The following is a 25,619-nucleotide window of genomic DNA, read 5'->3' on the forward strand; positions in this document are numbered from 1 at the left end:
CTTTCGACTAATTTTTTTTACAAAAAAATTTGCGCAAGCAAATGCTTTCATTTAAATTTGCAACCATATACTTGCATATTAATAATTATGGAAACAAGACGCGACGTATTTCAAGCCATTGCAGATCCTACCCGTAGGCAGATTATTGGCTTGGTAGCCCATAAACCACAGAATGTGAACAGCCTTGCTGAAAAATTTGATGTGACACGGCAGGCAGTTTCGCTTCATATCAAAATACTCATAGAATGCGGCTTAATAGAAATCAAAAAACAAGGACGGGAACGCATTTGCGAAGCCAGACTTGATACACTTTCAGAAGTTTCGGCTTGGGTAGAGCAGTATAAAACGTTCTGGACAAGCCGTTTTGCTGCTTTAGAAAATCATTTGGAAACCTTAAAATCAAAAGATAATGAAGATACAACCACAAGATAAGAGTACTCAAAACGAGGTACATATCACTCATATATTTGATGCTGACAGAAAACTGGTTTTTGATGCCTGGACAGATCCAAAACAATTAGAAAAATGGTATGCACCGGATGGCTGCACTATTCGTTTTTCAGCAATAGATGTTCAGGAAGACGGACAATTTCATTCCTGTATTTACAATCCGGAACATGGCAATTGTTGGTGCAAAGGAACCTATCTTGAAATTACAACACCGGAAAAAATCGTCTTTACGATGCAAGTCACTAACGAGAATGGCAATGATGTTAATCCTATTGATATGGGTATGGATGCTGATTGGCCGGCAATAACACAAGTCACGCTTCTTTTTGAAGACCTCAACGGTAAAACCAGACTAACGTTACACCAAACTGTATCCGAATCTCTTGCCAAAACAACCGGAGCACATCCAAGCTGGATTCAGATGTTTAACCGTCTCAACGAAATGTTATGAAAGCAAAAATAATTGGTGTTTTGGTTGTTTTGTTACTGTTTTCATGCAGCAGTGGCAAGCAATTTAAAACCACTCAAAAAACTACACTTATGGAAACTCCATCAAAAAAAGGCTATGCCGATGTGAACGGCATCAAAATGTATTATGAAATTTACGGACAGGGAAAACCGTTGGTTCTTATCCACGGTGGCGGTTCAACCATCCAGACTACTTTTGGCAGCATCATTCCGATGCTCTCTCAAAACAGGCAATTGATTGGCGTTGAACTGCAAGCTCACGGACATACAAGCGACAGAAATTCCGACCTTTCTTTTGAACAGGATGCAGATGATGTAGTTGCGCTTCTTAATTCCCTAAACATAGAAAAAGCAGATTTCTTTGGCTTTAGCAATGGCGGTACAACGGCTTTACAAATAGGCATTCGTCATCCCAAACGTGTCGGTAAGATAATTGCCGCTTCTGCCCTATCTAAACGCAATGGCGTGCCATCTCAATTTTGGGACTTTATGAAAAATGCTACATTAGACCAGATGCCGCAACCTTATAAAGAGGCTTATCTAAACGCATCAGCACATCCCGAAAACCTGAAAATCATGTGTGACAAATGCGCGAAAAGAATGGTCAATTTTAAAGACATAAGCGACGAACAGCTGCAATCTATCAAAGCTCCGGTATTAATCGTTATTGGCGATGCCGATGTCATGACACCTGAACATGCTGTTGAAATGCACCGACTGATCCCAAACAGCCAGTTAGCTATTATTCCCGGTGGACATGGAGAGTATATAGGCGAAATCAATACACTAAAACCGGAAACCAAAAACACAGAATTTATCACTCCATTGCTGGAGAAGTTTTTAAATCATTAAGTCTCAAAAAGAAAAATTATAGGTCGCCAAAGTTCTCGTGATTTTTCCATTCATATTTTGGATAACATTTATCATTTTTGGATTAAAATCGCCAATCCATTGTACTTCATAAAAATCATACTGGGTTTCTGCATTGATTATTTCCAAGGCTTTTACAATCAGGAAAGCATCAACTCCTTTGTTCTGAAACTTAGGAACAATTCCAAAAATAAGACCTACCAAATGTTTTGTAGGATGGAATTTTTTGAGCCATAAAAACTTTAAAATTGAAAATAAACCGAGCCTGGTGCCCAGATATTTAAAATAATCATTCAAATTAGGCAAATTAATCCAAAAGGCAATCGGTTCGTCATTGCAATAAACAAACCAAATAGTTTTTTCATCAATTACAGGTTTCATTTTTCGGAAACTTTTTAAGACTTCTTCTTCCTCAATCATTTTGTTTTCATGATGTTGTGCCCATGATGTATTATAAATTTTGGTAAAATCTTTAGCAAATTTAGTAAGCTGCGTTTTGTTGAACGGACGCAGTTCATATGATGAATCGTCAGCAATTATATCTTTTATTCTGTAAAATTTAGACGGAAGCTCAGCTTTCAAATCAATGCTATAGCAATATTGATGATAGGAAACCTGAAAGCCATAATTATTAAAAAGTGCCTGATAGTATGGAGGATTATAGTTCATGCCATATAAAGGCTCCTGAAAACCTTTAATCAATAGTCCCCAGTAATTCATCCTGTTTCCAAAATTTATTGGCCCATCCATAGCTTTTAAGCCTTCGTTCCGCAGCCATTCTTTAGCACAATCAAATAATAAATTAGCAGCCTTTTGAGCATTGATACATTCAAAAAAACCGATACCTCCATTGGGTAGTCCGGTTTGGCTGTCAATATTGTAAAATGTTGCAATACGGCCTATAACTTCGTGTTTTTCATCTAACAATAGCCATCTGCAGCAATTTCCACTTCGGAAAAGTAAATTTTTATTCCTATCAAAAATCACTTCGATGTCTTTATCTAAAGGCTTTATGTAGTTTGGGTCATCAGCATAGATTTTGCTGGGAAGCTCTAAAAATTCAGAGACATCTTTCGGTGTTGCAATTTTTCGTAAATACATTTTTAATTCTAAAGATTGATGAACCAAATCTAGGATCATTGCTTGGCAGAAATGCCCAATCTTATAATTTCGAACTAAACCACAAATATCTCATTTTCATAATTTTAATAAGTAAATAGGTTCGAAATTATAAAACGGAGTGTTTTTGAAATTCAGAAGACAATCTACCTATCAATCTCTTAAATGGTATTCAAAAAATGGACGCTTTTATAGAAATGACAGTTCTCACTATTGTCATTTATCCTTTTACGTTACCACTTATTCGCTATATTAACCACTTATTACTTTTCACTAGGAGAATTTGCAATAAATAGGAAGATTTGCATCAGATTGAATTCATGGCTTTTACCCATCTGAGAACCACAACAGATAGCCGCATTAACAAAAAACATCATGTTAAAAATTAATCTTTTGTCTAAACTCACATTTATTGGTTGTATTTACATAATAGTTGCGCTCTATTTTATCGATGGTGAAAGCTCCTTTATTGCTAACCCGAAACAAACTTTAAACAGAAAAAGCTATGCAAGAAAAAAAAAGAGCATACTATTGGAAAATCATATAAAACCAGAAGATACTGCAATGATGCCCCAAAAAGAAATAAGTAGCCCTATGCCTGGATCAGATTTGATTGATATTAAAATCCAACCTCGAAAAATTAGCCACATACCCATTTTTACCGACAGTGGGGCTGCATTGTAATAGCTTATTAATCTTGCAGTTACTATGCAACATGCAATTATACAGGCATTTACTAAGATCAGATCTTCAAAAATCCTTTCCAAATAACAAAATAATTGCCAGCCTGTTTATTGATGACGATATTGAAAACGTGGTAAAAAAAATAGAATAGACCGAAAAAATAAAGGATTTATCAATCTGCTTCTTACTGATTTTAATTTAGATTCGGAATGTATATTTATTCCCCATTATGGTTGGGTACGTTCATCGTGTCCATAGCTTCGTTAAGGCTCAGATAAACAGGAAATACTATGCGGCTAAGTTCGCTCTTGATATCTTTCCATATTTTATCCTTTAGTTCTCTCTGCTTGTCTTTCCTGTCAGGAAAAACATCGTTATTTGTCAGCAGACCAACACTTATACCTTTAGAACGGTTAGAAGGTTCATGCCTAAAATCTGTAATTTCATATTCATATTGTCCACCTTTGGTCAAAATGGTGACTGTATATTTTATACGCCCTTTAGCTCTTGTATCAGATTGGGAAGAGGATGGCTGATATTCAAAAAAAACTTCAGCAGACAATCGGCCTTCCTGTTCATTATCCTGAACAACGCTATTTTTAAATTCAGTAGCAAACCACATTTTAGCCATTAAATAAAGCTCTTCTTTTGATCGTTCTTCCTTTTGCACCGTACTGCCATAAATCAATTTTCCGGTCTGTGCCTGAGATAACGCACTAATAAAACTTATGAAGAATAAAAGTATAACTTTCATAATAGTCATTATTTTTACAATATTGAAAATCATTAAAATATAACAAATTTAGCAACTACCAGCTTTTTATTTTGATATTATAGTTAGTAAACATAACTTTCAGTACAATAAAATATATTCCACATTATCACTTATCTTTCCAAATAACTACTTATTCTGTATAACTACCACTTATTTAAGATAATTTGAAATTAATAAAAGACTATCTACATAACAAAAGCTACAGTCAAAAAATATTTAGACGAAATATTTTTAATTGGGTTCAATGCATACAGAATGAAAAAAAATCTATTTTTAGCATTTCAAATAGTAGTAAAAATACTGCAAGCTATTTAATAACCTGCCAAATTGTTTAAATCTTAGAAGTGGAAAAATATATTTGTTTTAGATTTGATATAGATACTCATATCTGCCTTATAAAAGGAGTTCCTAATCTGCTTAAGCTATTTGAAAACTATAATGCAAAGTGCACTTTTTTTGTAAGTATGGGAAGATCATTCGATCGATCTTCATTTTTAAAAGAAAAGTTTAAAAACCAGTTTTCTAATAAAACAACACAAGGAACTTTTTCAATGCTTAGCAAGCTTGGAGTTACCAATAGTGTTGTAGCCTTACTGCTCAACCCAAGAATAGGGGCTGCACAAAAGAACATACTTCATGATATAATAAACCATGGACATGAGCTGGGACTACATGGAGGAAAAAACCATACACTATGGGAAAAAAATGCTAAAAACTGGGATGAAGAAAAAATTCTTCAGGAAATAGACTATGGACTTGGTTATTTCAAACAGCACCAACTTCCCAAGCCTATTTCTTTTGCATCACCTTGCTGGCAAACTCCTTTCGGGATAGACAACTTACTCAAAAAAAGAGGCTTTTCAGTTTTAGCAGATGAATATTTCACATGCAAACAACCGAATCTAGAAGTTTCGGGACTTATTCATTTCCCTACTAATATTCTAGGACAACATGGTAACGTTGGATTTGTCGAAAATTTGAGGGCATTGGGTTATTCATCTGGACAAATCTTGTCTGAATTTGAAAGACAACTAGACATCGATGAAAAGTATAAAATGGTATTTGACCATCCGTTTTATATTGGCATCAAAGAGCTGGAAATTCTTTCTAAAATGATAGAAATCAGCGTAAAGAAAGGTTATAAAATAGACAGTTTACACAATATAAGCAAACACATTTAATGAAAATCCTCCATATTTATCGCGAAAAAAACAAAGGACAGATTGGTGGTGTTGAATACCATATCAAGTACTTAGCACAACAACAGCAAAAACTTGGACTTATCCCAAGCATAATGACCTATTCCTTATCAAACAGAGATCATCTGACTGTTGAAAATCGCAATGGTATTGATTGGTATCTGTTAGAAATCAAAGATCCAATTTATAAAATAGCCCAACAACTCAAAGGATTTGAAAGCGGTGGTCTGGGTTTTACGATTACGCCTTTTGATAGAATACGACAAAACCTCAGGATTTCTAAAAAACTAGACCTTATCAAAGATATACATCCTGATATAATACATCAACATGACTATCTTTCGAGCGTCCGGTTAAGTAAAAAGATTTCAAAGAAATTCATGATCATATTTACCAACCATTATGGTGAATACTTATTCCTGAAAAAAACCAAAATAACACGCTATTTACAAAAACGTTTTTTAGCTCATTTCAATGCAATTATTGCCCCGAGCCAAAATCTCCTGCCTAGTCAGAATAACAGTTATTTTATACCTAATGGATTTGACACCTATGGTTTTAGGGAAATTGGTTCTAATGAAAAATTAAGATTAAAGACGGAACATGGGCTGGAGGAAAAAGTAGTGTTTTTATGCGCCAGAAGATGGGCACCAACAAAAGGAGTTTTATATTTGGCAAAAGCACTCAATTTATTGAATGATGATATAAAGCAGAAATCCGTTTTTCTATTTGCCGGAAATGATGCCGAAGACTTTCCAATGTATCGAAAACAAGTCCAAGCCGAACTAGACCAATCAGTTGGTGTCGATTTTAGACTCTATGGAAATGTAGATCATGAAGGATTGATTCCTCTTATAAATATAAGCGACATAGGAGTTATCCCTTCACTTATGGAAGGAATGAGCCTGTTTTCTATCGAACTTATTTCTTGTGGAATACCTGTTTTAGCAACTGATGTGGGAGGACTTCCAGAAATAATCAAAGTAAACGAAAATGGTTGGCTGGTACCTCAAAAAAATGCGCAAAAAATAGCCGACGAAATCACACGAATAGTCAGTAATTGGCCTGATACAAATTTGCCAATCAAAACCTTTGAATTTAGAAAAAAATATTCGTGGGAATCAATAGCACAACAAACTTTAGAAATTTATAAAAACGTTAACAAACATGAAAGTATTAGTCGTCATTGGAACGAGACCAGAAGTAATTAAAACTGTCCCTCTAGCAGTAAAATTACGCGAAATAGAAGGATTTGAAGTAGCAATATGTTCTACAGGCCAACATGCTGAAATAATGGATCAGGCCTTCGCCGTTTTTGGAGTGAAACCTGATTATAATTTAAATGTCATGTCTCCCAATCAGAGCCTTAGCGAATTATCCGCCAAAATCTTAATCGGATTGCAAAAACTGATTGTTGAATTTAAGCCTGATTTGATGATTTCACAAGGAGATACAGCTACTTCATTTACCACATGCTTGGCTGCTTTTTATGAAAAAGTAAAAGTAATTCATATAGAAGCAGGTCTGAGAACGGGCGACATCTATTCTCCTTTTCCAGAAGAAATGTCTCGTAGGGTGACCGCTATGATCTCAAACATAAATTTTGCACCAACCACCAGGGCACAAGAAAATCTGTTGAATGAAAATATTCCCGAAGAAAATATAGTACTATGCGGTAATACAGGTGTTGATGCCTTATTTTTTATAAAAGACAGAATCAAACAAGATCCTTCTTTAGAAAATGAAGTCCTCCAAAAATTTCCTTTCCTCCAAAAAGATAAAAAATTAGTAATAGTCACTGCCCATCGTCGTGAAAATCATGGAGAAGGAATTGATAATATATGTAAAGCAATAAAAACTTTGGTAGCTACAGAAAATATCCAGGTCTTATTTCCAGTACATCATAATCCAAATAGCAAACAACATATCGAAGATGAACTTGGTAATATTCCAAATGTCTTTCTTGTTGAGCAGATTGATTATTTATCATTTGTATACCTTCTAGATAATTCATATCTTATCATAACCGATTCAGGAGGAATTCAAGAAGAAGCTCCATATTTAGGAAAACCGGTTTTAGTTACCCGCTTTTCTACAGAGAGACAAGAAGCAGTGGAGATTGGTTCCTCAATTTTAGTAGGCCCTGTTTATGATGCTATTACTACAGAAGCAAAAAAACTATTAAATGATTCGGAATACTACGAAAGTAAGTGTTTGAAAAACAATCCTTTTGGTAATGGAACTGCTATTGAGAAGATAATTGAAGAAATACAGAAGATGGATTTAAAAACAGCTAAAGAAAACCCGATTAACACTGCCTTTTCAACTCCTGACTTAGTAGGATAAGATACAGTAAATAGACAATAAACATTTTTTTTTAGATAAATGGAAAAAATAAAAGAACTCATCAATCTGCTGTTAGCTGATTTTGATTTAGAAAACGAAGATGATATCTGGACTGCCCTGCAACAAGCAGTTGATAACCCTAAAGAATATCTGGCAGAAAACGAAGCAGAATGGCTATTAGAAGCTGATCCCGAAGGTGTCATACAGTTTGCTGTTTCCAATGAAATAGGCGAATTTATGATTGTAGGCGACAAGATTGACGAAATTCACGAATTGATTGTTGACGAACTCGATGGTGCCCTTCCTCCCTATCCGTATGAAAAAAAGCTAAATGCCGCCGATTATATCGAATGGGTTTCTGCTGAGCTTAAAGCCGAATTTCCGGAATTGGAACTTATTGAAATTGGTGATAGTTATGCCGATACGATACAGCTAATGCTTGTATACGGAGAAGACGTGCCACGCATCAAAGAACTGTGCGAAGATTTGAACATTCGATGTAATAAAGCAGACGAGATACTGAAATTATAATTTTACAAAACAAAAATGCCTCTCCAAAACTATACACTTGACAACGTAACCGAAGCGGAATACAGCAAAATACTTGCTGTTTGGGAATCGTCTGTAAAAGCCACTCACCACTTCCTTAAAGAAGAAGACTTTGAATTTTATAAAAACCTTGTTCCTCAGTATTTCAGTGCTGTCACATTAACAAGCCTGAAAGACAAAAACGGACAGATTCTTGGTTTTATGGGCACAGCTGATGGCAATCTGGAAATGCTTTTCGTTCATGCAGATGCACGAGGTCAAGGTGTTGGCAAAATACTGCTTGCTTACGCTTTAGAAAATTTCAACATTACTAAAGTAGACGTCAACCGAGACAATGAGCAGGCTGTTGGTTTTTATGAAAAATTTGGCTTCCGCACTGTGGCTTCTTCTGAAATAGATGGCTGTGGAAAGCCTTATCCTATTTTGCACATGATGCTAAAAAAACAACAATGAAACAATTCAGAGAGGCAAAACTAGAAGACATCCCACAGATTCAGACAGTCAGGAATTCAGTCAAGGAAAACACCTTGTCCGATCCAGGTCTTGTAACCGACAAAGATTGCGAAGACTTCCTTTTTTCAAGAGGGAAAGGTTGGGTTTGTGAAATTGACGGTAAAATTATAGGATTTGCCATTGCCGATTTAAAAGACAATAATATCTGGGCTTTGTTTCTTGATCCCAATTATGAAAAACAAGGCATAGGAAAGAAGCTCCATGATGATATGCTGGATTGGTATTTCTCTATAACCAGTCAAACGGTCTGGCTTAGTACCTCGCCTAACACGCGCGCTGAGGCTTTTTACAGGAAATGCGGTTGGAAAGAAACAGGTCTGTATGGAAAAGACGAAATCAAATTTGAAATGACGGCTGAAAAATGGAAAAAGAGTAAGGACGAACCCTTTTCTTCAAAACTTATCAGTTTTTTAGCAAATATTTTCATACATTAATGGTTCTAACGTTATGCTTTAATCTTAAACTTTAATTGTATGAAAAACACTTTAAGATTTTTAGGAGCAGCCGTGCTCATTTCTATTTTGTCTTTTACGACTCCCGATAACAAAAAACGAATCGTTATTGATGCCGGACATGGCGGGCAAGACGTTGGCGCAACCCATGGATTTTATTCCGAAAAACAGATTGTTTCGAACATTGCCAAACAAATAGCTTCTCAAAACAAAAATACTGAAATCGAGATTATCCTGACCCGAGACAGTGATGAATTTAGCTCATTACAGGAAAGGACTGAAAAAATCAATAAACTGCAACCGGATCTGGTAATTTCGTTACACGTAAATAAAAATACCAACGAAGAAGCTAATGGAATAGAAGCTTTCGTTAGCGAGCAAAATGAACGGTTTGAAGCGTCCAAAGCCCACGCAGAAGAATTGATTTCTGTACTCTCTGACAACAAACTTAGAAGCAGAGGTGTAAAAACCGCACCAATGTATCTGCTTAAAAATGCTAAAAGTCCGGCCGTAGTCTTGGAATTAGGTTTTTTGTCAAATACGAATGACAGAAGCTATCTCAGCAGCGATACCGGACAAAAAGAAATCGCCCAAAAGATATTAGACTATCTGGCACAATAAAAAATGATAAATAAAACCTAAAATCCTCTTGCTTCCCACAGCCAGAGGATTTTTAATTTATATTTGAAATAAAAAAAATATGAAAAAAATAGTGTGTCTGGCTTTGTTGCTGCTGATTTCTGTCCAAAGTTTTTCTCAGGATATGGCTTCACTAAAAGCCAATGCTCAAAAATTTTATGATTATACAATTAACCATCAATACGAAGAGATGATGGATATGGTTTATCCTAAATTGTTTGATATTGCACCAAAAGCGGCCCTGCTTGAGACATTGAAAAAAAGCTTTGAAGGTAACGAAGGTTTTAAAATCAAAATGGTAGCTGCCCCGCCTAATTTTGTTTTTGGGAACATCAAAAAAATAGGCGACCACACATTTTCTGTAATTAGCCATGACAACACTATGCAGATTATTTGGGACGAAGCAATTCCTAATCTGGAAATCCAGGATTATATTGACATGTTCAAATCAGCAATGAAAACAGAAAACGTATCTTATGATCCGCAAAACAAGACCATGAACATTAAGACACAAGCTAAAATGATAGCCATATCAGACAATCTTACTAAAAAGCAATGGAAATATCTGATATATAACGAACAGATTTTTCCCCAGATATTTGATGAAAAAATAAAAGCTGAATTGGGATTATAGCTAAAACGAGATGTATTCCTGTTTGCTTTATTTGCCCTGTTCCTAATGATAATAATTAACCTCTAAAAACCGTACAACCATGGCAAAGAGTCACGACGCTAAGAAAACTGCAAAGAAAGAGCCTACTAAGACCGCTAAAGAAAAAAAAGCGGAAAAAAGAGACAAGAAAAACAATCCGAAAAGAGATTGATGCAAATCCCCAAGATAATTGGGGATTTTTTTTTGCCAAAATTTTGTCAAAAAACTCCAATCGCCCACTGTTTTTGTTCTCGTTTTTTATATTTGTAAAAACGCCTAAATCAACTTATGGAATTATACTACTCCTTCTCAGTCCTAATCGTCCTTGCATCTTTTTTTGCTTATCTTAATATCCGTTTCCTAAAGCTACCGGCTACCATCGGAATCATGATTATTGCTATGATCAGTTCCATCCTGCTGGTAATTACCGGAAACATCTTTCCTGAAACATTTACCAATTTTTCAAAACTGTTTTCAGAATTCGACTTTACGGAAGTACTGATGGGTGCGATGCTAAACTTTCTTTTGTTTGCGGGCGCTATCCATGTTAACCTTAAAGATTTACGTGAGCAGAGAGGCCCGGTCATGGTATTCTCTACTATTAGTGTATTGATATCAGCACTTGCCATTGGGCTCATTCTTGACTTTACTACTGACCTTCTTCATATTGACCTGCCGTTTATTTACTGTCTGCTTTTTGGAGCCCTGATTTCGCCTACTGATCCGATTGCTGTACTCAGTATATTGAAAAACGCCAAGGTTCCAAAATCATTGGAGACAAAAATTGCAGGAGAATCCTTGTTTAACGACGGTGTAGCTGTTGTGGTTTTTGCCGTAATCCTAAAATTGGCGCAAGATCCTGCAAGCGACTTTTCGCTACCACACGTTTCGTGGTTACTGATTAGAGAAGCCTTGGGTGGTTTCCTTCTTGGAACTTTTTTAGGTATACAGTCCAGCAAAGCGATGCGAAAAGTAGACGATTATAAAGTATCTGTACTTATTACCTTATCAGTCGTTATGGGCGGTTATCTGATCGCGCAGGCCATGCATATTTCCGGGCCATTGACTATGGTAGCTGCGGGAATCATTATCGGAAATTATGGGAAAAAGACAGCCATGTCTGCCACTACAAAAGATTATCTGAATAAGTTTTGGGAATTGATTGATGAAATCCTTAACGCTATTCTTTTCCTTTTTATCGGTTTTGAATTATTGTTAATTCCGAACATCTTGAGCTTCTGGTCTATTGGCTTGATTTGTATCTTCATCGTGCTTCTCTGCCGATTCATATCTATTTGGATTCCAGCTAAAATCATTCCTTTTAAAAAGAAATTTGAATCTTCAACCATAAAAATAATGGTTTGGGGCGGACTGCGAGGAGGTGTTTCCATTGCCTTGGCATTATCGATTGCGGAAGGCCCTCATAAAAAAATCATAGTAGCAATTACCTATTTTGTAGTTGTCTTTTCTATAATCGTACAAGGACTTACTATTGGCAAATTGGCCAACAAATTATTACCGAAAGCGAAATCCGCTAGCATAGAATAAAAAAAGGAGCTTCAGTTGAAGCTCCTTTTTGTTATAAAGAATCTGGCAGTACTTTGCCTGGATTTAATATCGTATTCGGGTCAAAACATTGTTTAATATTCTTCATCAGCAGTAATTGCGTTTGTGAAAAGGCAATATCCATATAGTTCTTTTGTACATAACCAATACCATGCTCGCCAGACAATGTCCCTTTGAGCGAAACCGTCAATTCAAAAATCTCACGGATACCTTTTGGTATTTCAGTGTTCCAGTCCTGATCAGACATAGTACCTTTGACAATATTCACATGGAGATTTCCATCGCCGGCATGGCCATAACAAACCGATTTAAAGCCGTATTTGTTTCCAATAGCCTTGATTCCTTCCAAAAGTTTAGGCAATTCATATCGCGGTACGACTGTGTCTTCTTCTTTATAAACCGAATTCGATTTTACGGCTTCTGCTACCGCCCTTCTTAATTTCCATAGCGCATTTTTCTGATCTTCTGAATCCGCAAAAAGAATTTCATCAATAGCAAACTGTTCTAAAACTTCTGTAATTTTTTCCGCTTCAGAAAACAGCACATCAGGATAATTCCCATCAACTTCGATAAGTAAGTGCGCTTGAACTTCGTCCTTTATATTCAGGCTCACACCATCAATAAAACGCAATGTCCAGTCGATCGCATCACGTTCCATAAATTCTAAAGCACTTGGTGTTATACCAGCCTTAAAGATTTTAGCTACTGCCTCGCAAGCCTCACTGGAATTAAAAAAAGGAACAAGCATCAGCACATTATGCGTATTTTTTGGCAAGAGCTTCATCACGATTTTGGTAATAATTCCCAACGTGCCTTCACTACCTACCATCAATTGTGTCAGGTTATATCCTGTAGAGTTTTTCAGCGTATTGGCTCCTGTCCATATAATCTCGCCTGTTGGCAATACTACTTCAAGATTCAGCACATAATCTTTGGTCACGCCATATTTTACAGCTCTGGCTCCACCTGCATTTTCGGCAACATTTCCGCCAATAAAACAGCTGCCACGGCTACTCGGATCTGGCGGATAAAACAATCCTTTTTCCAAAACGGCTTCCTGGAGCGTTTGCGTTACTACGCCTGGTTCAACCATAACCTGAAGGTTCTGTTCGTCAATGTGAAGGATTTTATTAAAACGCTCCATCGAAAGTCCTATCCCTTGATGAATGCTTAAAGCACCTCCACTCAGTCCTGTTTTTCCTCCAATTGGCGTTACGGGAATCTTATATTCGTTAGCTAGTTTTAGTATGGCTGAAATTTCTTCGGCAGAAGCTGGTTTCAATACTACGCTTGGCGGAAAAACATAATCTTCTGTTTCGTCATGCCCATAGTAATTTCGGGTTTCTTCATCTAAGAAAAGAAAAGATGCGCCAACAATTTCCTGCAGTTGGCTTATTGCTTCTTTAGAAAGTATTTCGGTTTTCATGATAGCGATTTCAAAATCATTATAGAACTCCAAAAATACTATTTATTTGATTGCCTAATAATGCAGCAAAGGTTTTGTTGTAAATAAAATTAAGGTTTTTCGGGTCTTGTATTTTTGTAGATAAAATGATCCACAGAATATTTACCACTTCCTGTTACCAGCAAAAGGACATAAATCAGGAGATACAATCCGCCCAATTCCTGTTTTTCAAAACCATGGGCTCCATGGATAACAAAAACGGCAAAAAACATCGTGATAATCAGTGGAATCGTAACGAGCCGTGTTGCAAATCCGACAAATAACAAACCGGAACACAAAACTTCTGCAAATACCGCCAGTGATAACGATGCTGTTGGTCCTACTCCTAAAGGATCGGGAAATTCAAACGGTCCTCCCGCATAAAGCGTATCGAACTTTTCCACACCATGTACCAGCATAAAGCTACTCACAGTAGCCCTCACTATAAAAAGCATAATATGGGAAAGGTTCTTGTTCTGTGCTGTACTAAAAATTTTCATCATAATAGCTGTAATTTAATGGGTTTCACGCCCTATAAATTTACAAAAATTAACATGATAAAAATGACAAACAGGCTTACTTTTTCTTCTTAAGGTTTGGAAGGAATAAAGCAATAATACCAATTAACGGCAAATAAGCACAAATCTTATACACAGCTTCAATACCTATATGGTCTGCCGTATAACCCAATAATGCTGATCCAAGTCCTCCCATTCCGAAAGCAAAACCATAGAAAAGACCAGACACCATACCCAGCTTTTTTGGTAATAATTCTTGCGCATATACCAAAATTGCTGGAAAAGCTGACGAAATGATAATCCCGATAACTACAGATAAAATACCTGTCCAAAACAAATCGGCATACGGCAGAAACAAAGCAAACGGTGCGGCTCCAAGAACCGAAAACCAAATCACATATTTTCGTCCAAACTTATCACCCAAGGGTCCGCCCAGTAAGGTTCCTAAAGCACAGGAGGCCAAAAACAGGAACAAATGGAATTGGGCATCCTGAACAGAAAGATTAAACTTTTCAATAAGATAGAATGTAAAATAGCTGGACATGCTTGCCATGTAGAAAAATTTGGAGAAGATCAATACCAACAGGATGATTACAGATAAGATGATTCTGTTTTTTGACAGATCCGGCAAGACAACTTCTACTTTTTTCTTCGCTCTTAAGGAAAGATGATTGTCATACCAACGGGCAATTCTTCCCAAAACAAGCAATGCCAAGGCAGCAATTATCACAAAAAATAAAATATAACGCTGTGAGTTAGGCACTACCAATAATGCCACCAATAAAGGCCCGATAGCCGTGCCTGCATTTCCTCCTAATTGAAAAACCGATTGTGCCAGCCCTCGCTTTCCGCCTGAAGCCAGAAATGAAATTCGGGAAGCTTCCGGATGGAAGATAGACGATCCTATTCCTACCAGGATTACGGAAAGTATAATGACATAAAAATTCGATGCGTACGAAAGCAGAATAATTCCTGATAATGTGAAAAACATCCCGTATATCTGCGAATAAGGCTGCGGTTTCTTGTCTGTATAAAACCCTACAAACGGCTGCAAGATAGAAGCCGCCATCTGATAGGCAAAAGTAATCAGCCCGATTTGTGTAAACGATAGATCATAGCTTTCTTTTAGTATCGGATAAACTGACGGAATAACTGCTTGTAGCAAATCATTCAGCAAATGTGCAAAGGCAATAGAAAAGAGAATGGAATAGACCGTTTTTTGTGCCAATTCCTTATTATCTGTATCTGGAGCTTGAAAATCTAAATCTGTTGTTTTCATATTTTTTTAAAAGGTAATTAAAATCCAATACCAAAAGGCTAAGGTGAGAAACGAAAGTGGAATGCCTATACCAATCATCATACTGCTCAGTTTGGGCTTTAGCCCATAATTTGAAGCAATAATTGATGCTGTAATCATCGGCGCCATAGCCGACTCAAGTATGGCAACATCGATTTCGATTCCTTTTCCGTTAAAAATTAGGCACTAATATAGCAGATTACATAAAATGTATTTAAGAAGGAAGGGGAAGAACATTTCTGAACTTCCCCTAACAGTCTATTGCTTTTACTCAATTTATCTAATTTTTGCATTTTCGTTTAATTTTTTAAATTTTTCTATTGAATGAAAACCAAATAGACAGTTCCAATAATCATAACTATAAGATATAATCTGTATAGAAGTTTATCAAACTTATCCATTAGATAAAAAGATTTAAATTGTACAAACAGTAAACTGGATGAGACTATCTCACCTTCTTAAATATTTTAATGTTGCAAATCTATAAAAAATGATGTTTATTGATTAAATATCAGTAACTTAATTTGCTTTTTTGCAATATTTTTCGTATATTTAAGTAATTTACAAACAAATATTCAATGTTGCAATTCAAAAGCATTTTAGACCTTATCAGAACATTTTCTGATGAACAATCATGTATTAACCATTTAGAACAAATACGTTGGAATGGTAACATAATTAGTCCTTTTGATAAAACATCTAAAGTATATAAATGCAAAAGCAATAGATATAGATGTAAGAATACAGGCAAATACTTCAATGTAAGAACTAATACTATATTTGAGGGAACAAAAATATCTTTACAAAATTGGTTTATAGCTATATATTTATTCACTTCTCATAAGCGAGGTATTAGCAGTTATCAATTAGCAAGAGATTTAAACGTAACTCAAAAAACAGCTTGGTTTATATTACAACGTTTAAGATATTCAACTGAACATGAATCATTTTTAAGAGAGTTAAATGGTATTGTTCAATGTGATGAAACTTTTGTTGGTGGTAAGAATAAAAACCGTCATAGAGATAAGAAAGTTCCAATGTCACAAGGACGTTCATTTAAAGATAAAACGCCAGTATTTGGAGCAATTGAAAAAGGTGGATTATTAAGAGCTAGAGTAATACCTAATACTTCAAGAAAAGCTATTCAACCACTAGTACATGAATTTGTAAATAAGGAAGCATATTTAATGACTGATGAATGGAAAGCATACAAAGGACTAGAAAGATATTATAATCACTCATTTGTTGACCACGGAAGAAAACAATATGCTGATGGAGATACAACAACTAACGCAATTGAAAATTTCTGGTCACATTTTAAGCGTAGTATAATTGGAGTTTATTATCATGCTTCAAGAAAACATTTACAGCAATATGTAAATGAATCAGTTTTTAGGTTTAATACTAGAAATACAAATATTAATGTTAGATTTGATATGTTATTAGAAACGACTAATGAAAAGAGGTTAACTTATAAAAGCCTAACAAATGCGTAATTCTGTTTACAAACAATTAGAAGAACTTTTTAAGGATAAAGTGAATAAATCCGATGAATTATTCAACAAATTCTGCCATAACTATATTATTGAAACTGTAAACGATAGTGATATATTAGAAGTATTGAATCAAAATAATAGAGATGTCAATATATCAATTATTGAATACTTTAAAAACGATAAAATACTAATAAGAGCAATTAAAGTTTTGACATTGCTAGAACTATCTAAAGACTTTAAAGAGTTTCAAAAATATAATAAGAAGATTAAAGTCGATAAAGAATATGTTACTGTAGAATTTGATAAAGTATTGAAAAACTTACTTAAAATAGAAAAAGAGTAGCGTTAACTACTCTCTTTTCATTATTTTGAAGAAATAAAGAGTAAAATTATAGTCGTTATGAATTTTGTAAAATTACATTCAAACACAAATTTTGTCTTTTTCTTCGTTTTTGTAAAGCTCACTTTCATTTATCTTTCTATCATTAAATTATTATTAATGCAAATAAGCTATTACAAATATATGCTTTATTAAATCTGTAGTATTATTCACATAAATGATTTTTTAACAAATCCATCATTGTTTCAGGTACTATTCTCTTATTAAACTCATAAGAATTACCTTTATCAATGGGCACTCCTTTTGAATTGTATATTGTAAAATCACTAATACTATAAGTTGAATTATTGCAATCTAATTCACAAAATTCTATTGCATAATTACCTTTTTTAGTCACATATTGACCTTTTTTATTCTTTGTTTTAGTTGAAGGATGAACAATTTTAATCCAAAATTCCCAATGTCCATTATTAACCTTTTCAAGTTTAATAAACCATTGTTTATCTTGAACATCTGTTTCAAAATATTCAAATTGAGATTCTTGAGAATAAGCAGTAAATGAAAAGAGAAGTAATAAATAGAATACTTTCATAGATTTAAGTTTATCACTTAAACCCTTAGTGAAGATTAGTTAATAAAAAAGCGTGGGTTTATAACCTACTCTCATCATTAAAGGTTCTGGTAAACCTGACACTATGATACATAAGTTACACCCACGCCGAAACGTGAGCATTAGAACTTATTATTCTGAAGTGTCTTTTAAATTTACCAGATTTATAATGACAGAATAAAAGCTAACGCTTTACAATATTTTACTTATTGCAAATATAGAAGAATATTATATAAGATTAGCTGAAATAGAATACTCCAAAACGAGAATAACTTTTTTGGCTTGCCCTTCGGGCGCCAAAAGTTATTTCCCGTTTTGTCGTTCTGTGTAATAATTTGTAATAATAGGTAATTGTAATGTAATCAATTGTTACACAATGGAATGCATCATGAATTAACCCGGAAATTGTCTTGTTAATTGATAAAAATATCATATGTTTGTTAATAAAAAATAACAACATTATGAACCATCAAAAAGTAAAGAATTTAGCCGATCTAAAAAAAGTATCTAACCTTTTAAAGAAAGAAATTGAAGTTTGTTTTAATGAAAATAAGGACAATGAAAATTTTCCTAATATTATTAATAATAGATTTAGAGAAGAATTTATTTCATTTTATAATAAATACAGTTCTGTTCCAGATGAAATTATAGATGGTAAACAACAAATTTTATATTTTTTAAATTTTGGAGGAATTTGGACAGAATTAATAAACTATCAAGGCATATTAGATGCAAAAAGACACGGTCAACTATAATTTGTGTAAAGTTGTATGTTAATGCCAAAAATTATTTTATATAAGACATAAAAAAATGCCGGAGTAATCATCAGTTTGAAAAACAATCCCAAAGCCAGGAAATTCCAATGCCTGCTTTTTTCCTGTACTTTGATTTGCAACCCGACAGCTACAAGTGCTATTGGAGTTACAGTACTTCCCAATCGCTGGAAAACCAACTGGAGACTTTCAGTAAAATCTGTACTAAAAATATTCATCAGCATGGCTACAAAAAAAGCCAGGAATGGAGGAAAAAGTACAATTTTTGAAACAATCTCTTTAGGATTCGGAGTACCTCTTGAATAAAGTGATGCTACAATAATACCCAAAGTTGCCATGACTACAAACGTGCCAGGCTGATCAACAATAATGGCAGTTTCCATACCTTCTTTGCCATATAATGCCTCAATTACCGGAAAACCAACAAAAGCGGTATTGCCTAAGCCACCCATCAAAACCAGACAGCCAACTAACTTTCTCGACCATTTGAAATAGCTTCCCAACGCTGAAAAAAACAGGAATGAAAGTAAAAATCCGATCCAGGCTATACCCAGAGGAAACAAAAGTTTGGAGCTGATTTCAATCTTAGGAATATAAAATAAGGCCAGAGCCGGCAGTGAGATGTAAATCACGAACTGGTTCAATACCTGATGCGAATTCGCCGGAAAAATCTTTGTTCTTTGCAATGCAAATCCAATCAGCAGGCACAAAAACAATAAGATAATACTATCCATTTTTATAACTTCAAATTACGGAAAGCTTTTTAGCAGATTTGTTTTCCGTCTTTTGTTTTTTTTGAGTGGTGAGAAAAGAGGCAATTACCTACCGACACAAATGACAACATTTGAATCGATACCCAGAGGCATATTTGAAAGTGCAAATTTACGGTATTACTTACAATTTATCAGCTAACCGAGAATCATAAAAAAAAGCCAAAATATTTGTTAAGAATTAAAACTGCCATACATTTGTAATATATTTTATTACAGTATGATTTCTGGCAAGTTTGCAATTACGCTCCATATCCTGACACTCCTGTCTAAATTCCCGGATGAATATCTTTCGTCTGAATTCTTAGCCGGCAGCATGAACCTGCACCCTGTCTTGATTCGAAAAGAAATTGCAAACCTAAAGAAACACAATATTGTAGAAAGCAAAGAAGGAAAAAATGGCGGGACTAAATTATTGAAGCCATCAGAAAAAATTAATCTTGACGATATTTTCAAAATAACTTTTGAAAAAGTAACTCTAGGTTATTCCAAAAATGACCCAAATCCGGATTGTCCGGTTGGAAAAAACATCAATAATAAGCTGGACGAACTATATGACGAAATCAATAAAAAGATTAGCAAAGAATTAAGCAACATTTCTCTTACTGAATTCTCAGGGAAGTTCTAACTATTTTTTTATCCAAAACTGTAACATTTTTTATTACTCTTAAATAGACATAACTATGAAAATCGCAATTATCGGAGCCACTGGATTTGTAGGCTCAAAAATTACCGCTGAACTGGCAAGCCGCCATCATGAAATAACAGCAATTTCAAGAAGTGAGAAAAAAACTGACATCCAAAATGTGAAGTATGTGGCTGCGGATATATTCAATACGCAAGAACTCGCTCAAATCTTGAAAGGGCATGATGCAGTTGTGAGCGCCTATAATTCCGGATGGACAAACCCAAACATCTACGATGATTTTATTGCAGGCTCAAAAGCAATTCAGGAAGCGGTGAAACTTTCTGGTGTAAAAAGATTCATAACTATTGGAGGAGCAGGGAGCTTGTTCGTAGCTCCGGGACTACAGGCTGTAGATACACCTGACTTTCCAAAAGAATATTACGCTGGAGCAAGCGCAGCTAGGGATTACCTGAACATACTAAAGAAAGAAAAAGAACTGGATTGGGCTTTTTTCAGTCCAGCTTTTGAAATGCACCCGGGAATTACTACAGGAAGAACCGGCAAGTACCGTCTTGGTTTGGACAATCCTGTTTTTGATGAAAATCAAAGAAGCATCATATCTGCAGAAGACCTGGCTGTAGTTATCGCAGATGAAGTTGAAAACCCGAAACACCACCAAGTTCGATTTACTGCTGCTTATTAATAAAAGACAATTCAATAACTAAAAACAGTTTCTTTAAGCAGTGGCTTTTTGAAACTGTTTTTGTTTTCATTACTTTTACTTCTCAAAACCGCTATCGTGTCTAAATCCAGTCCACATAAATCTGCGCTAAAAGAAAAAGAAGGAATCAGCCAACCCGAAAGCATTGGCAAAAATTCAGTTGCCCAAATCATACAATTGCGAAAGCAACAACCTTCATCGCAAGAATTAATTGATGGAATCTTAAAAGGAGATAAAATTTCCTTGAGTCGCGCCATAACTTTGGTCGAAAGCACCCAACCTAAACATCTTGAAAAAGCCAATGAAATCATCCAGGCCTGCCTTCCCTATTCCAATAATTCTGTCCGAATTGGGATTACAGGAGTTCCGGGTGTTGGGAAAAGTACTTTTATTGAAGCCTTTGGCCGCTTTCTAACGGCATCTGGCAAAAAAGTAGCCGTATTGGCTGTCGATCCCAGCAGTACCATTTCACACGGAAGTATCTTAGGCGATAAGACCCGTATGGAAGAATTGGTCAAAGATGAAAATGCCTACATCAGACCTTCTGCTTCCGGAGAGACCCTTGGCGGAGTTGCCCGAAAAACACGTGAAACCATTATCTTATGTGAAGCCTGCGGATTTGACACCATAATTATTGAAACTGTTGGCGTGGGACAAAGCGAAACCGCTGTTCACAGTATGGTCGATTTTTTCTTGCTTTTGAAAATATCGGGAGCCGGTGACGAACTTCAGGGAATCAAACGAGGCATTATGGAAATGGCCGATGCTATAGTCATCAACAAAGCAGACGGTGACAACATCAAGAAGGCCAGAATGACTAAAACCGAATTTAATAGGGCTTTGCACCTTTTCCCTCCAAAAAGCTCAGGATGGCAACCTAAAGTCACCACCTGTAGTGCCATTACTCATGACGGAATTGCCGAAGTTTGGGAAATGATTTCAGAATATCTTATACTAACAAAAGACAACGGTTACTTTTTGGAAAGAAGAAAAGACCAAAATCAACATTGGCTCTTAGAAACAATCAACGAACAGCTAAAAAATCACTTTTTTGAGCATCCGGAAATAAAAACCCTGTTAGAGCAAAATAAAAAAGCGGTGCATGACAATGAAATTTCACCGTTTGCAGCCGCTTCTATTTTATTGGAAAAATACTTTAGGTAGATGGCAGATTTTTGATTTAAGATTTTAGATTTGGGATTTGGGATTTGGGATTGTAGATCTCTGATTTTAGATTTGTGATTTTGGATTTGTGATTTTGGATGCTATTATACTATATTTTTTAACCAAACATATTTATCAAGTTCCCAAAACTATTAACTATCCAATCCACTATAAACTATAAACTATCCACTATAAACTATTCCTCGTATCTCCCTACTTCCCTATCATAAAATTCATTTGCTTCCGTAATCAATGCTTCCATCACCTGATTTAATTCACCTTCGTCCAGGTCTTCTGCTTCTTCCAGAAATTCAACCTCATCATCTTTCAGATTGATAATAAATCTTGGGTAATCCATATGGATAATAAATATATCTTCTGGAAAGTCGGTATTGTCGCCTAATAAAAATTTTGGTAATTCCATATTATTTGGATTTATGGTTTCAGATTTTTGATTTTAGATTGCTGTTTCGGCAGCTATATCTTTTATTGATTTTTTTGTGAGATAATTAAAGCGAATATACAAAAATACTGCGGCAACAGTCAAACCCGCCAAAAGACCTATCCAGATTCCGGTCGCCTTAAGTTCGGTATGCTTTCCTAAATAGTACGAAATCGGAAACCCGACAATCCAATAGGCCGCAAATGTGATATACATCGGAATTTTAACATCCTGAAGCCCTCTCAAGGCTCCTAACACGACTACTTGAAGTCCGTCAGAGATCTGGAACACAGCAGCAACAATAAGCAATTGCGAAGCTATGGCTATTACTTCTTCATTATCTATAACCAAAGCATTCTTCTCCATGTTAAGGAATAAATGCGGCAGATATTGGTGGAAAAGCACGAAACAGATCGCAAAAATGATTTCAATAATGATTGCCAGAAGAAAAATAGATCGGGCTACAATAATCAGCTTTTTATAATCTTTCAGTCCTTTTTGGTTACTCACGCGAATCATTGCCGTAACACTCAATCCCATCGCAAACATAAATGTAGCCGATGCCAGACTTAATGCAATTTGATTAGCCGCCTGGCTGTTTTTGCCCAACGAACCTGAAAGCCATATTGCTGATGTAAAAAGTGCAACCTCAAAAAACATCTGCAAAGCAGAAGGCAGTCCTAAACTCACAATCTTCTTTAGCATAGTCTTTTTGATTTCCTGGAAACTAAAATTCTGAAAATAGGCTGTTAGTTTTTTATTCTTAGACAAAATCAGGTGCATAAAAGCAAGCATCATAAGCCTTGATATTACTGTTCCCAAAGCAGCGCCAATAATACCCATTTTTGGAAAAATCCAGATTCCGTATATCAGAAAATAGTTTAATATGACGTGTACGACATTGGCCATGATAATTGCATACATAGAATATTTTGTCATCGAAAGTCCATCTGCAAATTGCTTATATCCCTGATACACAACTAATGGTATCAATGAAAAAGCAACCCAATCAATATAAGGCTTCGCCAAGACGATAACTTCTTCCGGCTGTCCCATATAATACATCAATGGTTTGGCGAGCACAATTACACCAAACAGTGTAAAGCCCAGTATGGCACATAAAAACAAACCATGATGAAAAGCAGACCTGATTTTCAAGGTATCTTTTTCTGCATCAGCTTGTGCAATAATTGGAGTTATGGCCGTAGAAAAGCCAATACCGAGCGATATAGCTACATAAATAAAACTATTTCCTAATGAAACTGCTGCCAATTCTGTAGCACCCAGCTTGCCGACCATGATATTGTCGACGATTCCAATTAGTGTATGTCCAAGCATACCCAGAATAATAGGATAGGCTAATTTCAGGTTGTATGAAAATTCTTTGGTGTATTGATGTAAGTTCACGATTGTGTAGAAAATTGTGTGGCAAAGATAGCACCATATCCATGAATTCCACACTTTTAAAAATATTTAAATTTTTTGCACAAAACTTCACAAATACAACAATTCACTTGCAATCAAAGCCTTATCAACTTATTGACCTTTTAACAATACTTTAAAAATTAACATTTGGAGGAGTGGCGTTATTATTGTTAAATTTATAGTAATAACTTTTAAAAACCTGATCTATGAAAAATTTGAAATCAATCACCGGCTTATTTTTACTTTGCTTTACGGTTCTAACGACAGCCACTATGTCAGCCCAGGGAACCACTTCTGCAATTGGCGCTACCGAAAATTATGACCAAGGGTTTCGTTTAGGATTTGGAATTAATGGAGGTTTAATTTTTGATAATCCTTATGATTTCTCATTAGGTGCCGATGCCAGAATTCAGTATGACCTGAATCAACGGTATTCGATTACGTTTACTACCGGATTTACCAATTTGTTTATTGGAGACGGCATTCCTGATTTAGGATTCATTCCTGCCAAAGCCGGTTTCAAAGCTTTTGTATGGGAAAATCGTTTTTATGTGCTTGGTGAGCTAGGAGCCGCCATTCCTGTAACTAACGATTACAATACAACCAGCTTGCTGTTAGCACCAGGAATTGGTTACGCTAACAAATATTTCGATGCCAGTATTCGTTATGAATATTACAATGATTTTCCAAGAGAAAATGGAGAAGGAGTCGGACAGCTGGCTTTACGTCTGGCGTACGGATTTAGACTTTAATTCTTATACTAAAAAAAGCCTTGGAAAACCCAAGGCTTTTTCTTTATTTCTCATTATTCAATTCGTTTTTATAAAACGACATATTGTCTTTGATTTTATCGTCCAGTTCAGGATATTTTATGTCTTTGTGTTTTGACAGCACATCCCAAATTGCTTTTGCCAAAAGTAAACGGCAAGCATCCTTGTCATCTGCAGGTATTACATACCAGGGTGCTTTTTCCTGAGAAGTTGCATTAATAGCTTCTTCATAATAGTGATGATAATCGTGCCAGAAACCTCTTTCTTTTAAGTCACCGGGCGAAAATTTCCAATTATGCTTTTCTTTTTCAAGTCGTCTTAAAAGGCGTTGTCTCTGTTCTTCTTTGCTCAAATGCAGGAAAAACTTCAACACAATAGTTCCGTTTTCAGCAATATGACTTTCAAAATTGGCGATTTGCTTCATTCGCTTTTTCCAAAAATCCTTCGGAATATCTTCAACCTTCTCTATTCCGGGCAGATTTTCATTTAAAATATATTCCGGATGAACTCGCGTAACCAAAACATTTTCATAATGTGTCCTGTTAAACACCGCAAATTTTCCTTTTTCGGGCAAGGCAATATAATGCCTCCACAAATAATCATGCTCCAATTCAGTTGAAGTAGGTGTTTTAAAACTATGCACCACTACTCCTCTTGGGTTAAATTCCCTAAAAACTTCACGGATAAGGCTGTCCTTACCGGAAGTATCCATTCCTTGAAGGCAAATCAAGACACTATAACGGTTATGGGCATACATCTTATCCTGCAAATCGCTTAATGCCTCACGCGTTTCATTCAAAGCGTCCTTTACTTCGTCTTTTTTAGCTTTTAGGTCTATCAATGTAGGCAGGTCGGATAGTTTTATTGGCCCTGTAATTTTGAAATCGTCGGTATTTATCGTTTTCATAGGATATTATTTTACATAAATGTATATATTTA

General features: G+C 35.4%; 31 protein-coding genes. 20 read left to right on the plus strand and 11 right to left on the minus strand.

What is annotated here, in order from left to right; genetic code table 11:
- Positions 1-87 precede the first annotated feature (87 nt).
- Genes ABH942_RS04680 through ABH942_RS04690 form a run of 3 tightly spaced genes read left to right on the plus strand, consistent with a single transcriptional unit; the run spans position 88 to position 1,770 of the window.
- Entirely contained in the window at positions 88-432 is a 345-nt protein-coding gene (locus ABH942_RS04680; RefSeq protein WP_308842887.1) for a metalloregulator ArsR/SmtB family transcription factor, read from the plus strand.
- Positions 410-901 carry an SRPBCC domain-containing protein gene (locus tag ABH942_RS04685; protein WP_370029821.1) on the plus strand — a complete coding sequence of 164 codons (492 nt, stop codon included), beginning with the start codon at positions 410-412 and terminating at the stop codon, positions 899-901. The genes ABH942_RS04680 and ABH942_RS04685 overlap by 23 nt, the downstream gene beginning before the upstream one ends.
- The gene (locus tag ABH942_RS04690) at positions 898-1,770 is read left to right on the plus strand and encodes an alpha/beta fold hydrolase (RefSeq protein ID WP_370029822.1); all 873 of its coding nucleotides are present in this window, start codon (positions 898-900) and stop codon (positions 1,768-1,770) included. Before ABH942_RS04685 ends, ABH942_RS04690 begins: the two co-directional genes overlap by 4 nt.
- Before the next feature lie 3 nt (positions 1,771-1,773).
- On the opposite strand, the gene ABH942_RS04695 is transcribed toward ABH942_RS04690, so the two are convergent.
- On the minus strand, positions 1,774-2,889 hold the full coding sequence (locus ABH942_RS04695) for a hypothetical protein (RefSeq protein ID WP_370029823.1): 1,116 nt from the start codon (positions 2,887-2,889) through the stop codon (positions 1,774-1,776).
- A 393-nt stretch (positions 2,890-3,282) separates the two neighbouring features.
- On the opposite strand from ABH942_RS04695, the gene ABH942_RS04700 reads away from it, so the two are divergent.
- The gene (locus tag ABH942_RS04700) at positions 3,283-3,591 is read left to right on the plus strand and encodes a hypothetical protein (RefSeq protein WP_370029824.1); all 309 of its coding nucleotides are present in this window, start codon (positions 3,283-3,285) and stop codon (positions 3,589-3,591) included.
- Positions 3,592-3,808: 217 nt separating this feature from the next.
- Here ABH942_RS04700 and ABH942_RS04705 read toward each other — a convergent pair whose 3' ends face one another.
- On the minus strand, positions 3,809-4,345 hold the full coding sequence (locus ABH942_RS04705) for a DUF4468 domain-containing protein (protein WP_370029825.1): 537 nt from the start codon (positions 4,343-4,345) through the stop codon (positions 3,809-3,811).
- Between the two features lie 365 nt (positions 4,346-4,710).
- Here ABH942_RS04705 and ABH942_RS04710 point away from each other — a divergent pair, with 365 nt between their 5' ends.
- From ABH942_RS04710 to ABH942_RS04750, 9 genes are all read left to right on the plus strand, one after another.
- Positions 4,711-5,547 (plus strand): DUF2334 domain-containing protein, encoded by an 837-nt coding sequence (locus ABH942_RS04710; protein WP_370029826.1) that lies wholly within the window; start codon positions 4,711-4,713, stop codon positions 5,545-5,547.
- Positions 5,547-6,776 carry a glycosyltransferase family 4 protein gene (locus ABH942_RS04715; RefSeq protein ID WP_370029827.1) on the plus strand — a complete coding sequence of 410 codons (1,230 nt, stop codon included), beginning with the start codon at positions 5,547-5,549 and terminating at the stop codon, positions 6,774-6,776. Before ABH942_RS04710 ends, ABH942_RS04715 begins: the two co-directional genes overlap by 1 nt.
- Positions 6,733-7,911 carry a non-hydrolyzing UDP-N-acetylglucosamine 2-epimerase gene (gene wecB / locus ABH942_RS04720; protein WP_370029828.1) on the plus strand — a complete coding sequence of 393 codons (1,179 nt, stop codon included), beginning with the start codon at positions 6,733-6,735 and terminating at the stop codon, positions 7,909-7,911. Before ABH942_RS04715 ends, wecB begins: the two co-directional genes overlap by 44 nt.
- 39 nt (positions 7,912-7,950) lie before the next feature.
- Positions 7,951-8,442, plus strand: a complete 492-nt coding sequence (locus tag ABH942_RS04725) for a hypothetical protein (RefSeq protein ID WP_370029829.1) — start codon at positions 7,951-7,953, stop codon at positions 8,440-8,442.
- A 15-nt stretch (positions 8,443-8,457) separates the two neighbouring features.
- A complete protein-coding gene (locus tag ABH942_RS04730) occupies positions 8,458-8,913 on the plus strand; it encodes a GNAT family N-acetyltransferase (RefSeq protein WP_370029830.1) in 456 nt (151 codons plus the stop codon).
- Entirely contained in the window at positions 8,910-9,407 is a 498-nt protein-coding gene (locus tag ABH942_RS04735; RefSeq protein WP_370029831.1) for an N-acetyltransferase family protein, read from the plus strand. Before ABH942_RS04730 ends, ABH942_RS04735 begins: the two co-directional genes overlap by 4 nt.
- Positions 9,408-9,446: 39 nt before the next feature.
- Positions 9,447-10,046, plus strand: coding sequence for an N-acetylmuramoyl-L-alanine amidase (locus tag ABH942_RS04740; RefSeq protein ID WP_370029832.1), 600 nt, complete (start codon positions 9,447-9,449; stop codon positions 10,044-10,046).
- Between the two features lie 79 nt (positions 10,047-10,125).
- The gene (locus tag ABH942_RS04745) at positions 10,126-10,698 is read left to right on the plus strand and encodes a hypothetical protein (protein ID WP_370029833.1); all 573 of its coding nucleotides are present in this window, start codon (positions 10,126-10,128) and stop codon (positions 10,696-10,698) included.
- 306 nt (positions 10,699-11,004) lie between these two features.
- A complete protein-coding gene (locus tag ABH942_RS04750) occupies positions 11,005-12,264 on the plus strand; it encodes a cation:proton antiporter (protein ID WP_370029834.1) in 1,260 nt (419 codons plus the stop codon).
- Between the two features lie 31 nt (positions 12,265-12,295).
- On the opposite strand, the gene ABH942_RS04755 is transcribed toward ABH942_RS04750, so the two are convergent.
- The 4 genes from ABH942_RS04755 to ABH942_RS04770 all read right to left on the minus strand — a co-directional run bounded on the left by ABH942_RS04755 (position 12,296) and on the right by ABH942_RS04770 (position 15,721).
- Positions 12,296-13,708, minus strand: coding sequence for an FAD-binding oxidoreductase (locus ABH942_RS04755; protein WP_370029835.1), 1,413 nt, complete (start codon positions 13,706-13,708; stop codon positions 12,296-12,298).
- Between the two features lie 89 nt (positions 13,709-13,797).
- On the minus strand, positions 13,798-14,229 hold the full coding sequence (locus ABH942_RS04760) for a DoxX family protein (protein ID WP_370029836.1): 432 nt from the start codon (positions 14,227-14,229) through the stop codon (positions 13,798-13,800).
- A 73-nt stretch (positions 14,230-14,302) separates the two neighbouring features.
- The gene (locus ABH942_RS04765; RefSeq protein WP_140002860.1) at positions 14,303-15,523 is read right to left on the minus strand and encodes an MFS transporter; all 1,221 of its coding nucleotides are present in this window, start codon (positions 15,521-15,523) and stop codon (positions 14,303-14,305) included.
- A 6-nt stretch (positions 15,524-15,529) separates the two neighbouring features.
- Entirely contained in the window at positions 15,530-15,721 is a 192-nt protein-coding gene (locus ABH942_RS04770; protein WP_370030268.1) for an AEC family transporter, read from the minus strand.
- Between the two features lie 398 nt (positions 15,722-16,119).
- On the opposite strand from ABH942_RS04770, the gene ABH942_RS04775 reads away from it, so the two are divergent.
- Both ABH942_RS04775 and ABH942_RS04780 read left to right on the plus strand, forming a co-directional pair.
- Positions 16,120-17,037: an IS1595 family transposase gene (locus ABH942_RS04775; RefSeq protein WP_370029837.1), complete on the plus strand. Its 918-nt coding sequence runs from the start codon at positions 16,120-16,122 to the stop codon at positions 17,035-17,037.
- The gene (locus ABH942_RS04780) at positions 17,030-17,380 is read left to right on the plus strand and encodes a hypothetical protein (RefSeq protein ID WP_370029838.1); all 351 of its coding nucleotides are present in this window, start codon (positions 17,030-17,032) and stop codon (positions 17,378-17,380) included. Before ABH942_RS04775 ends, ABH942_RS04780 begins: the two co-directional genes overlap by 8 nt.
- A 202-nt stretch (positions 17,381-17,582) precedes the next feature.
- Here ABH942_RS04780 and ABH942_RS04785 read toward each other — a convergent pair whose 3' ends face one another.
- Positions 17,583-17,969: a hypothetical protein gene (locus ABH942_RS04785; protein ID WP_370029839.1), complete on the minus strand. Its 387-nt coding sequence runs from the start codon at positions 17,967-17,969 to the stop codon at positions 17,583-17,585.
- Between the two features lie 479 nt (positions 17,970-18,448).
- On the opposite strand from ABH942_RS04785, the gene ABH942_RS04790 reads away from it, so the two are divergent.
- Positions 18,449-18,742, plus strand: a complete 294-nt coding sequence (locus ABH942_RS04790) for a hypothetical protein (protein WP_370029840.1) — start codon at positions 18,449-18,451, stop codon at positions 18,740-18,742.
- Here the strand turns inward: ABH942_RS04790 and ABH942_RS04795 are convergent.
- Positions 18,733-19,494 (minus strand): AEC family transporter, encoded by a 762-nt coding sequence (locus tag ABH942_RS04795; RefSeq protein WP_370029841.1) that lies wholly within the window; start codon positions 19,492-19,494, stop codon positions 18,733-18,735. The genes ABH942_RS04790 and ABH942_RS04795 overlap by 10 nt on opposite strands.
- Before the next feature lie 256 nt (positions 19,495-19,750).
- Here ABH942_RS04795 and ABH942_RS04800 point away from each other — a divergent pair, with 256 nt between their 5' ends.
- The 3 genes from ABH942_RS04800 (at position 19,751) to meaB (ending at position 22,043) form a co-directional block, all read left to right on the plus strand.
- Positions 19,751-20,158: an Rrf2 family transcriptional regulator gene (locus tag ABH942_RS04800; RefSeq protein WP_370029842.1), complete on the plus strand. Its 408-nt coding sequence runs from the start codon at positions 19,751-19,753 to the stop codon at positions 20,156-20,158.
- 55 nt (positions 20,159-20,213) lie between these two features.
- Positions 20,214-20,861, plus strand: coding sequence for an NAD(P)-dependent oxidoreductase (locus tag ABH942_RS04805; RefSeq protein WP_370029843.1), 648 nt, complete (start codon positions 20,214-20,216; stop codon positions 20,859-20,861).
- A 96-nt stretch (positions 20,862-20,957) separates the two neighbouring features.
- Entirely contained in the window at positions 20,958-22,043 is a 1,086-nt protein-coding gene (gene meaB, locus ABH942_RS04810) for a methylmalonyl Co-A mutase-associated GTPase MeaB (RefSeq protein WP_370029844.1), read from the plus strand.
- Positions 22,044-22,239: 196 nt separating this feature from the next.
- On the opposite strand, the gene ABH942_RS04815 is transcribed toward meaB, so the two are convergent.
- Together ABH942_RS04815 and ABH942_RS04820 are read right to left on the minus strand one after the other, a co-directional pair.
- Positions 22,240-22,467 (minus strand): hypothetical protein, encoded by a 228-nt coding sequence (locus tag ABH942_RS04815; RefSeq protein WP_140002852.1) that lies wholly within the window; start codon positions 22,465-22,467, stop codon positions 22,240-22,242.
- 33 nt (positions 22,468-22,500) lie between these two features.
- Positions 22,501-23,892: an MATE family efflux transporter gene (locus tag ABH942_RS04820; RefSeq protein WP_370029845.1), complete on the minus strand. Its 1,392-nt coding sequence runs from the start codon at positions 23,890-23,892 to the stop codon at positions 22,501-22,503.
- 224 nt (positions 23,893-24,116) lie between these two features.
- On the opposite strand from ABH942_RS04820, the gene ABH942_RS04825 reads away from it, so the two are divergent.
- Positions 24,117-24,662 carry a hypothetical protein gene (locus tag ABH942_RS04825; RefSeq protein ID WP_370029846.1) on the plus strand — a complete coding sequence of 182 codons (546 nt, stop codon included), beginning with the start codon at positions 24,117-24,119 and terminating at the stop codon, positions 24,660-24,662.
- Positions 24,663-24,705: 43 nt separating this feature from the next.
- Here ABH942_RS04825 and ABH942_RS04830 read toward each other — a convergent pair whose 3' ends face one another.
- Positions 24,706-25,587, minus strand: coding sequence for a PPK2 family polyphosphate kinase (locus ABH942_RS04830; RefSeq protein ID WP_370029847.1), 882 nt, complete (start codon positions 25,585-25,587; stop codon positions 24,706-24,708).
- Between the last annotated feature and the right edge of the window lie 32 nt (positions 25,588-25,619).

Origin of the sequence: Flavobacterium sp. 28YEA47A (assembly GCF_041262125.1) — a bacterium.
GTDB lineage: Bacteria > Bacteroidota > Bacteroidia > Flavobacteriales > Flavobacteriaceae > Flavobacterium.

What these genes read in the sequence shown, in the direction of transcription:
- ABH942_RS04800 (WP_370029842.1), top strand. Translation starts at nt 19,751, where the DNA reads ATGATTTCTGGCAAGTTTGCAATTACGCTCCATATCCTGACACTCCTG.
- ABH942_RS04750 (WP_370029834.1), top strand. Translation starts at nt 11,005, where the DNA reads ATGGAATTATACTACTCCTTCTCAGTCCTAATCGTCCTTGCATCTTTT.
- ABH942_RS04775 (WP_370029837.1), top strand. Translation starts at nt 16,120, where the DNA reads ATGTTGCAATTCAAAAGCATTTTAGACCTTATCAGAACATTTTCTGAT.
- ABH942_RS04760 (WP_370029836.1), bottom strand. Translation starts at nt 14,229, where the DNA reads ATGATGAAAATTTTTAGTACAGCACAGAACAAGAACCTTTCCCATATT.
- ABH942_RS04815 (WP_140002852.1), bottom strand. Translation starts at nt 22,467, where the DNA reads ATGGAATTACCAAAATTTTTATTAGGCGACAATACCGACTTTCCAGAA.
- ABH942_RS04725 (WP_370029829.1), top strand. Translation starts at nt 7,951, where the DNA reads ATGGAAAAAATAAAAGAACTCATCAATCTGCTGTTAGCTGATTTTGAT.
- ABH942_RS04780 (WP_370029838.1), top strand. Translation starts at nt 17,030, where the DNA reads ATGCGTAATTCTGTTTACAAACAATTAGAAGAACTTTTTAAGGATAAA.
- ABH942_RS04735 (WP_370029831.1), top strand. Translation starts at nt 8,910, where the DNA reads ATGAAACAATTCAGAGAGGCAAAACTAGAAGACATCCCACAGATTCAG.
- ABH942_RS04795 (WP_370029841.1), bottom strand. Translation starts at nt 19,494, where the DNA reads ATGGATAGTATTATCTTATTGTTTTTGTGCCTGCTGATTGGATTTGCA.
- ABH942_RS04685 (WP_370029821.1), top strand. Translation starts at nt 410, where the DNA reads ATGAAGATACAACCACAAGATAAGAGTACTCAAAACGAGGTACATATC.
- ABH942_RS04785 (WP_370029839.1), bottom strand. Translation starts at nt 17,969, where the DNA reads ATGAAAGTATTCTATTTATTACTTCTCTTTTCATTTACTGCTTATTCT.
- ABH942_RS04690 (WP_370029822.1), top strand. Translation starts at nt 898, where the DNA reads ATGAAAGCAAAAATAATTGGTGTTTTGGTTGTTTTGTTACTGTTTTCA.
- ABH942_RS04695 (WP_370029823.1), bottom strand. Translation starts at nt 2,889, where the DNA reads ATGTATTTACGAAAAATTGCAACACCGAAAGATGTCTCTGAATTTTTA.
- ABH942_RS04765 (WP_140002860.1), bottom strand. Translation starts at nt 15,523, where the DNA reads ATGAAAACAACAGATTTAGATTTTCAAGCTCCAGATACAGATAATAAG.
- ABH942_RS04825 (WP_370029846.1), top strand. Translation starts at nt 24,117, where the DNA reads ATGAAAAATTTGAAATCAATCACCGGCTTATTTTTACTTTGCTTTACG.
- ABH942_RS04730 (WP_370029830.1), top strand. Translation starts at nt 8,458, where the DNA reads ATGCCTCTCCAAAACTATACACTTGACAACGTAACCGAAGCGGAATAC.
- ABH942_RS04740 (WP_370029832.1), top strand. Translation starts at nt 9,447, where the DNA reads ATGAAAAACACTTTAAGATTTTTAGGAGCAGCCGTGCTCATTTCTATT.
- ABH942_RS04830 (WP_370029847.1), bottom strand. Translation starts at nt 25,587, where the DNA reads ATGAAAACGATAAATACCGACGATTTCAAAATTACAGGGCCAATAAAA.
- ABH942_RS04705 (WP_370029825.1), bottom strand. Translation starts at nt 4,345, where the DNA reads ATGAAAGTTATACTTTTATTCTTCATAAGTTTTATTAGTGCGTTATCT.
- ABH942_RS04700 (WP_370029824.1), top strand. Translation starts at nt 3,283, where the DNA reads ATGTTAAAAATTAATCTTTTGTCTAAACTCACATTTATTGGTTGTATT.
- ABH942_RS04790 (WP_370029840.1), top strand. Translation starts at nt 18,449, where the DNA reads ATGAACCATCAAAAAGTAAAGAATTTAGCCGATCTAAAAAAAGTATCT.
- ABH942_RS04755 (WP_370029835.1), bottom strand. Translation starts at nt 13,708, where the DNA reads ATGAAAACCGAAATACTTTCTAAAGAAGCAATAAGCCAACTGCAGGAA.
- wecB (WP_370029828.1), top strand. Translation starts at nt 6,733, where the DNA reads ATGAAAGTATTAGTCGTCATTGGAACGAGACCAGAAGTAATTAAAACT.
- ABH942_RS04680 (WP_308842887.1), top strand. Translation starts at nt 88, where the DNA reads ATGGAAACAAGACGCGACGTATTTCAAGCCATTGCAGATCCTACCCGT.
- ABH942_RS04805 (WP_370029843.1), top strand. Translation starts at nt 20,214, where the DNA reads ATGAAAATCGCAATTATCGGAGCCACTGGATTTGTAGGCTCAAAAATT.
- ABH942_RS04715 (WP_370029827.1), top strand. Translation starts at nt 5,547, where the DNA reads ATGAAAATCCTCCATATTTATCGCGAAAAAAACAAAGGACAGATTGGT.
- ABH942_RS04745 (WP_370029833.1), top strand. Translation starts at nt 10,126, where the DNA reads ATGAAAAAAATAGTGTGTCTGGCTTTGTTGCTGCTGATTTCTGTCCAA.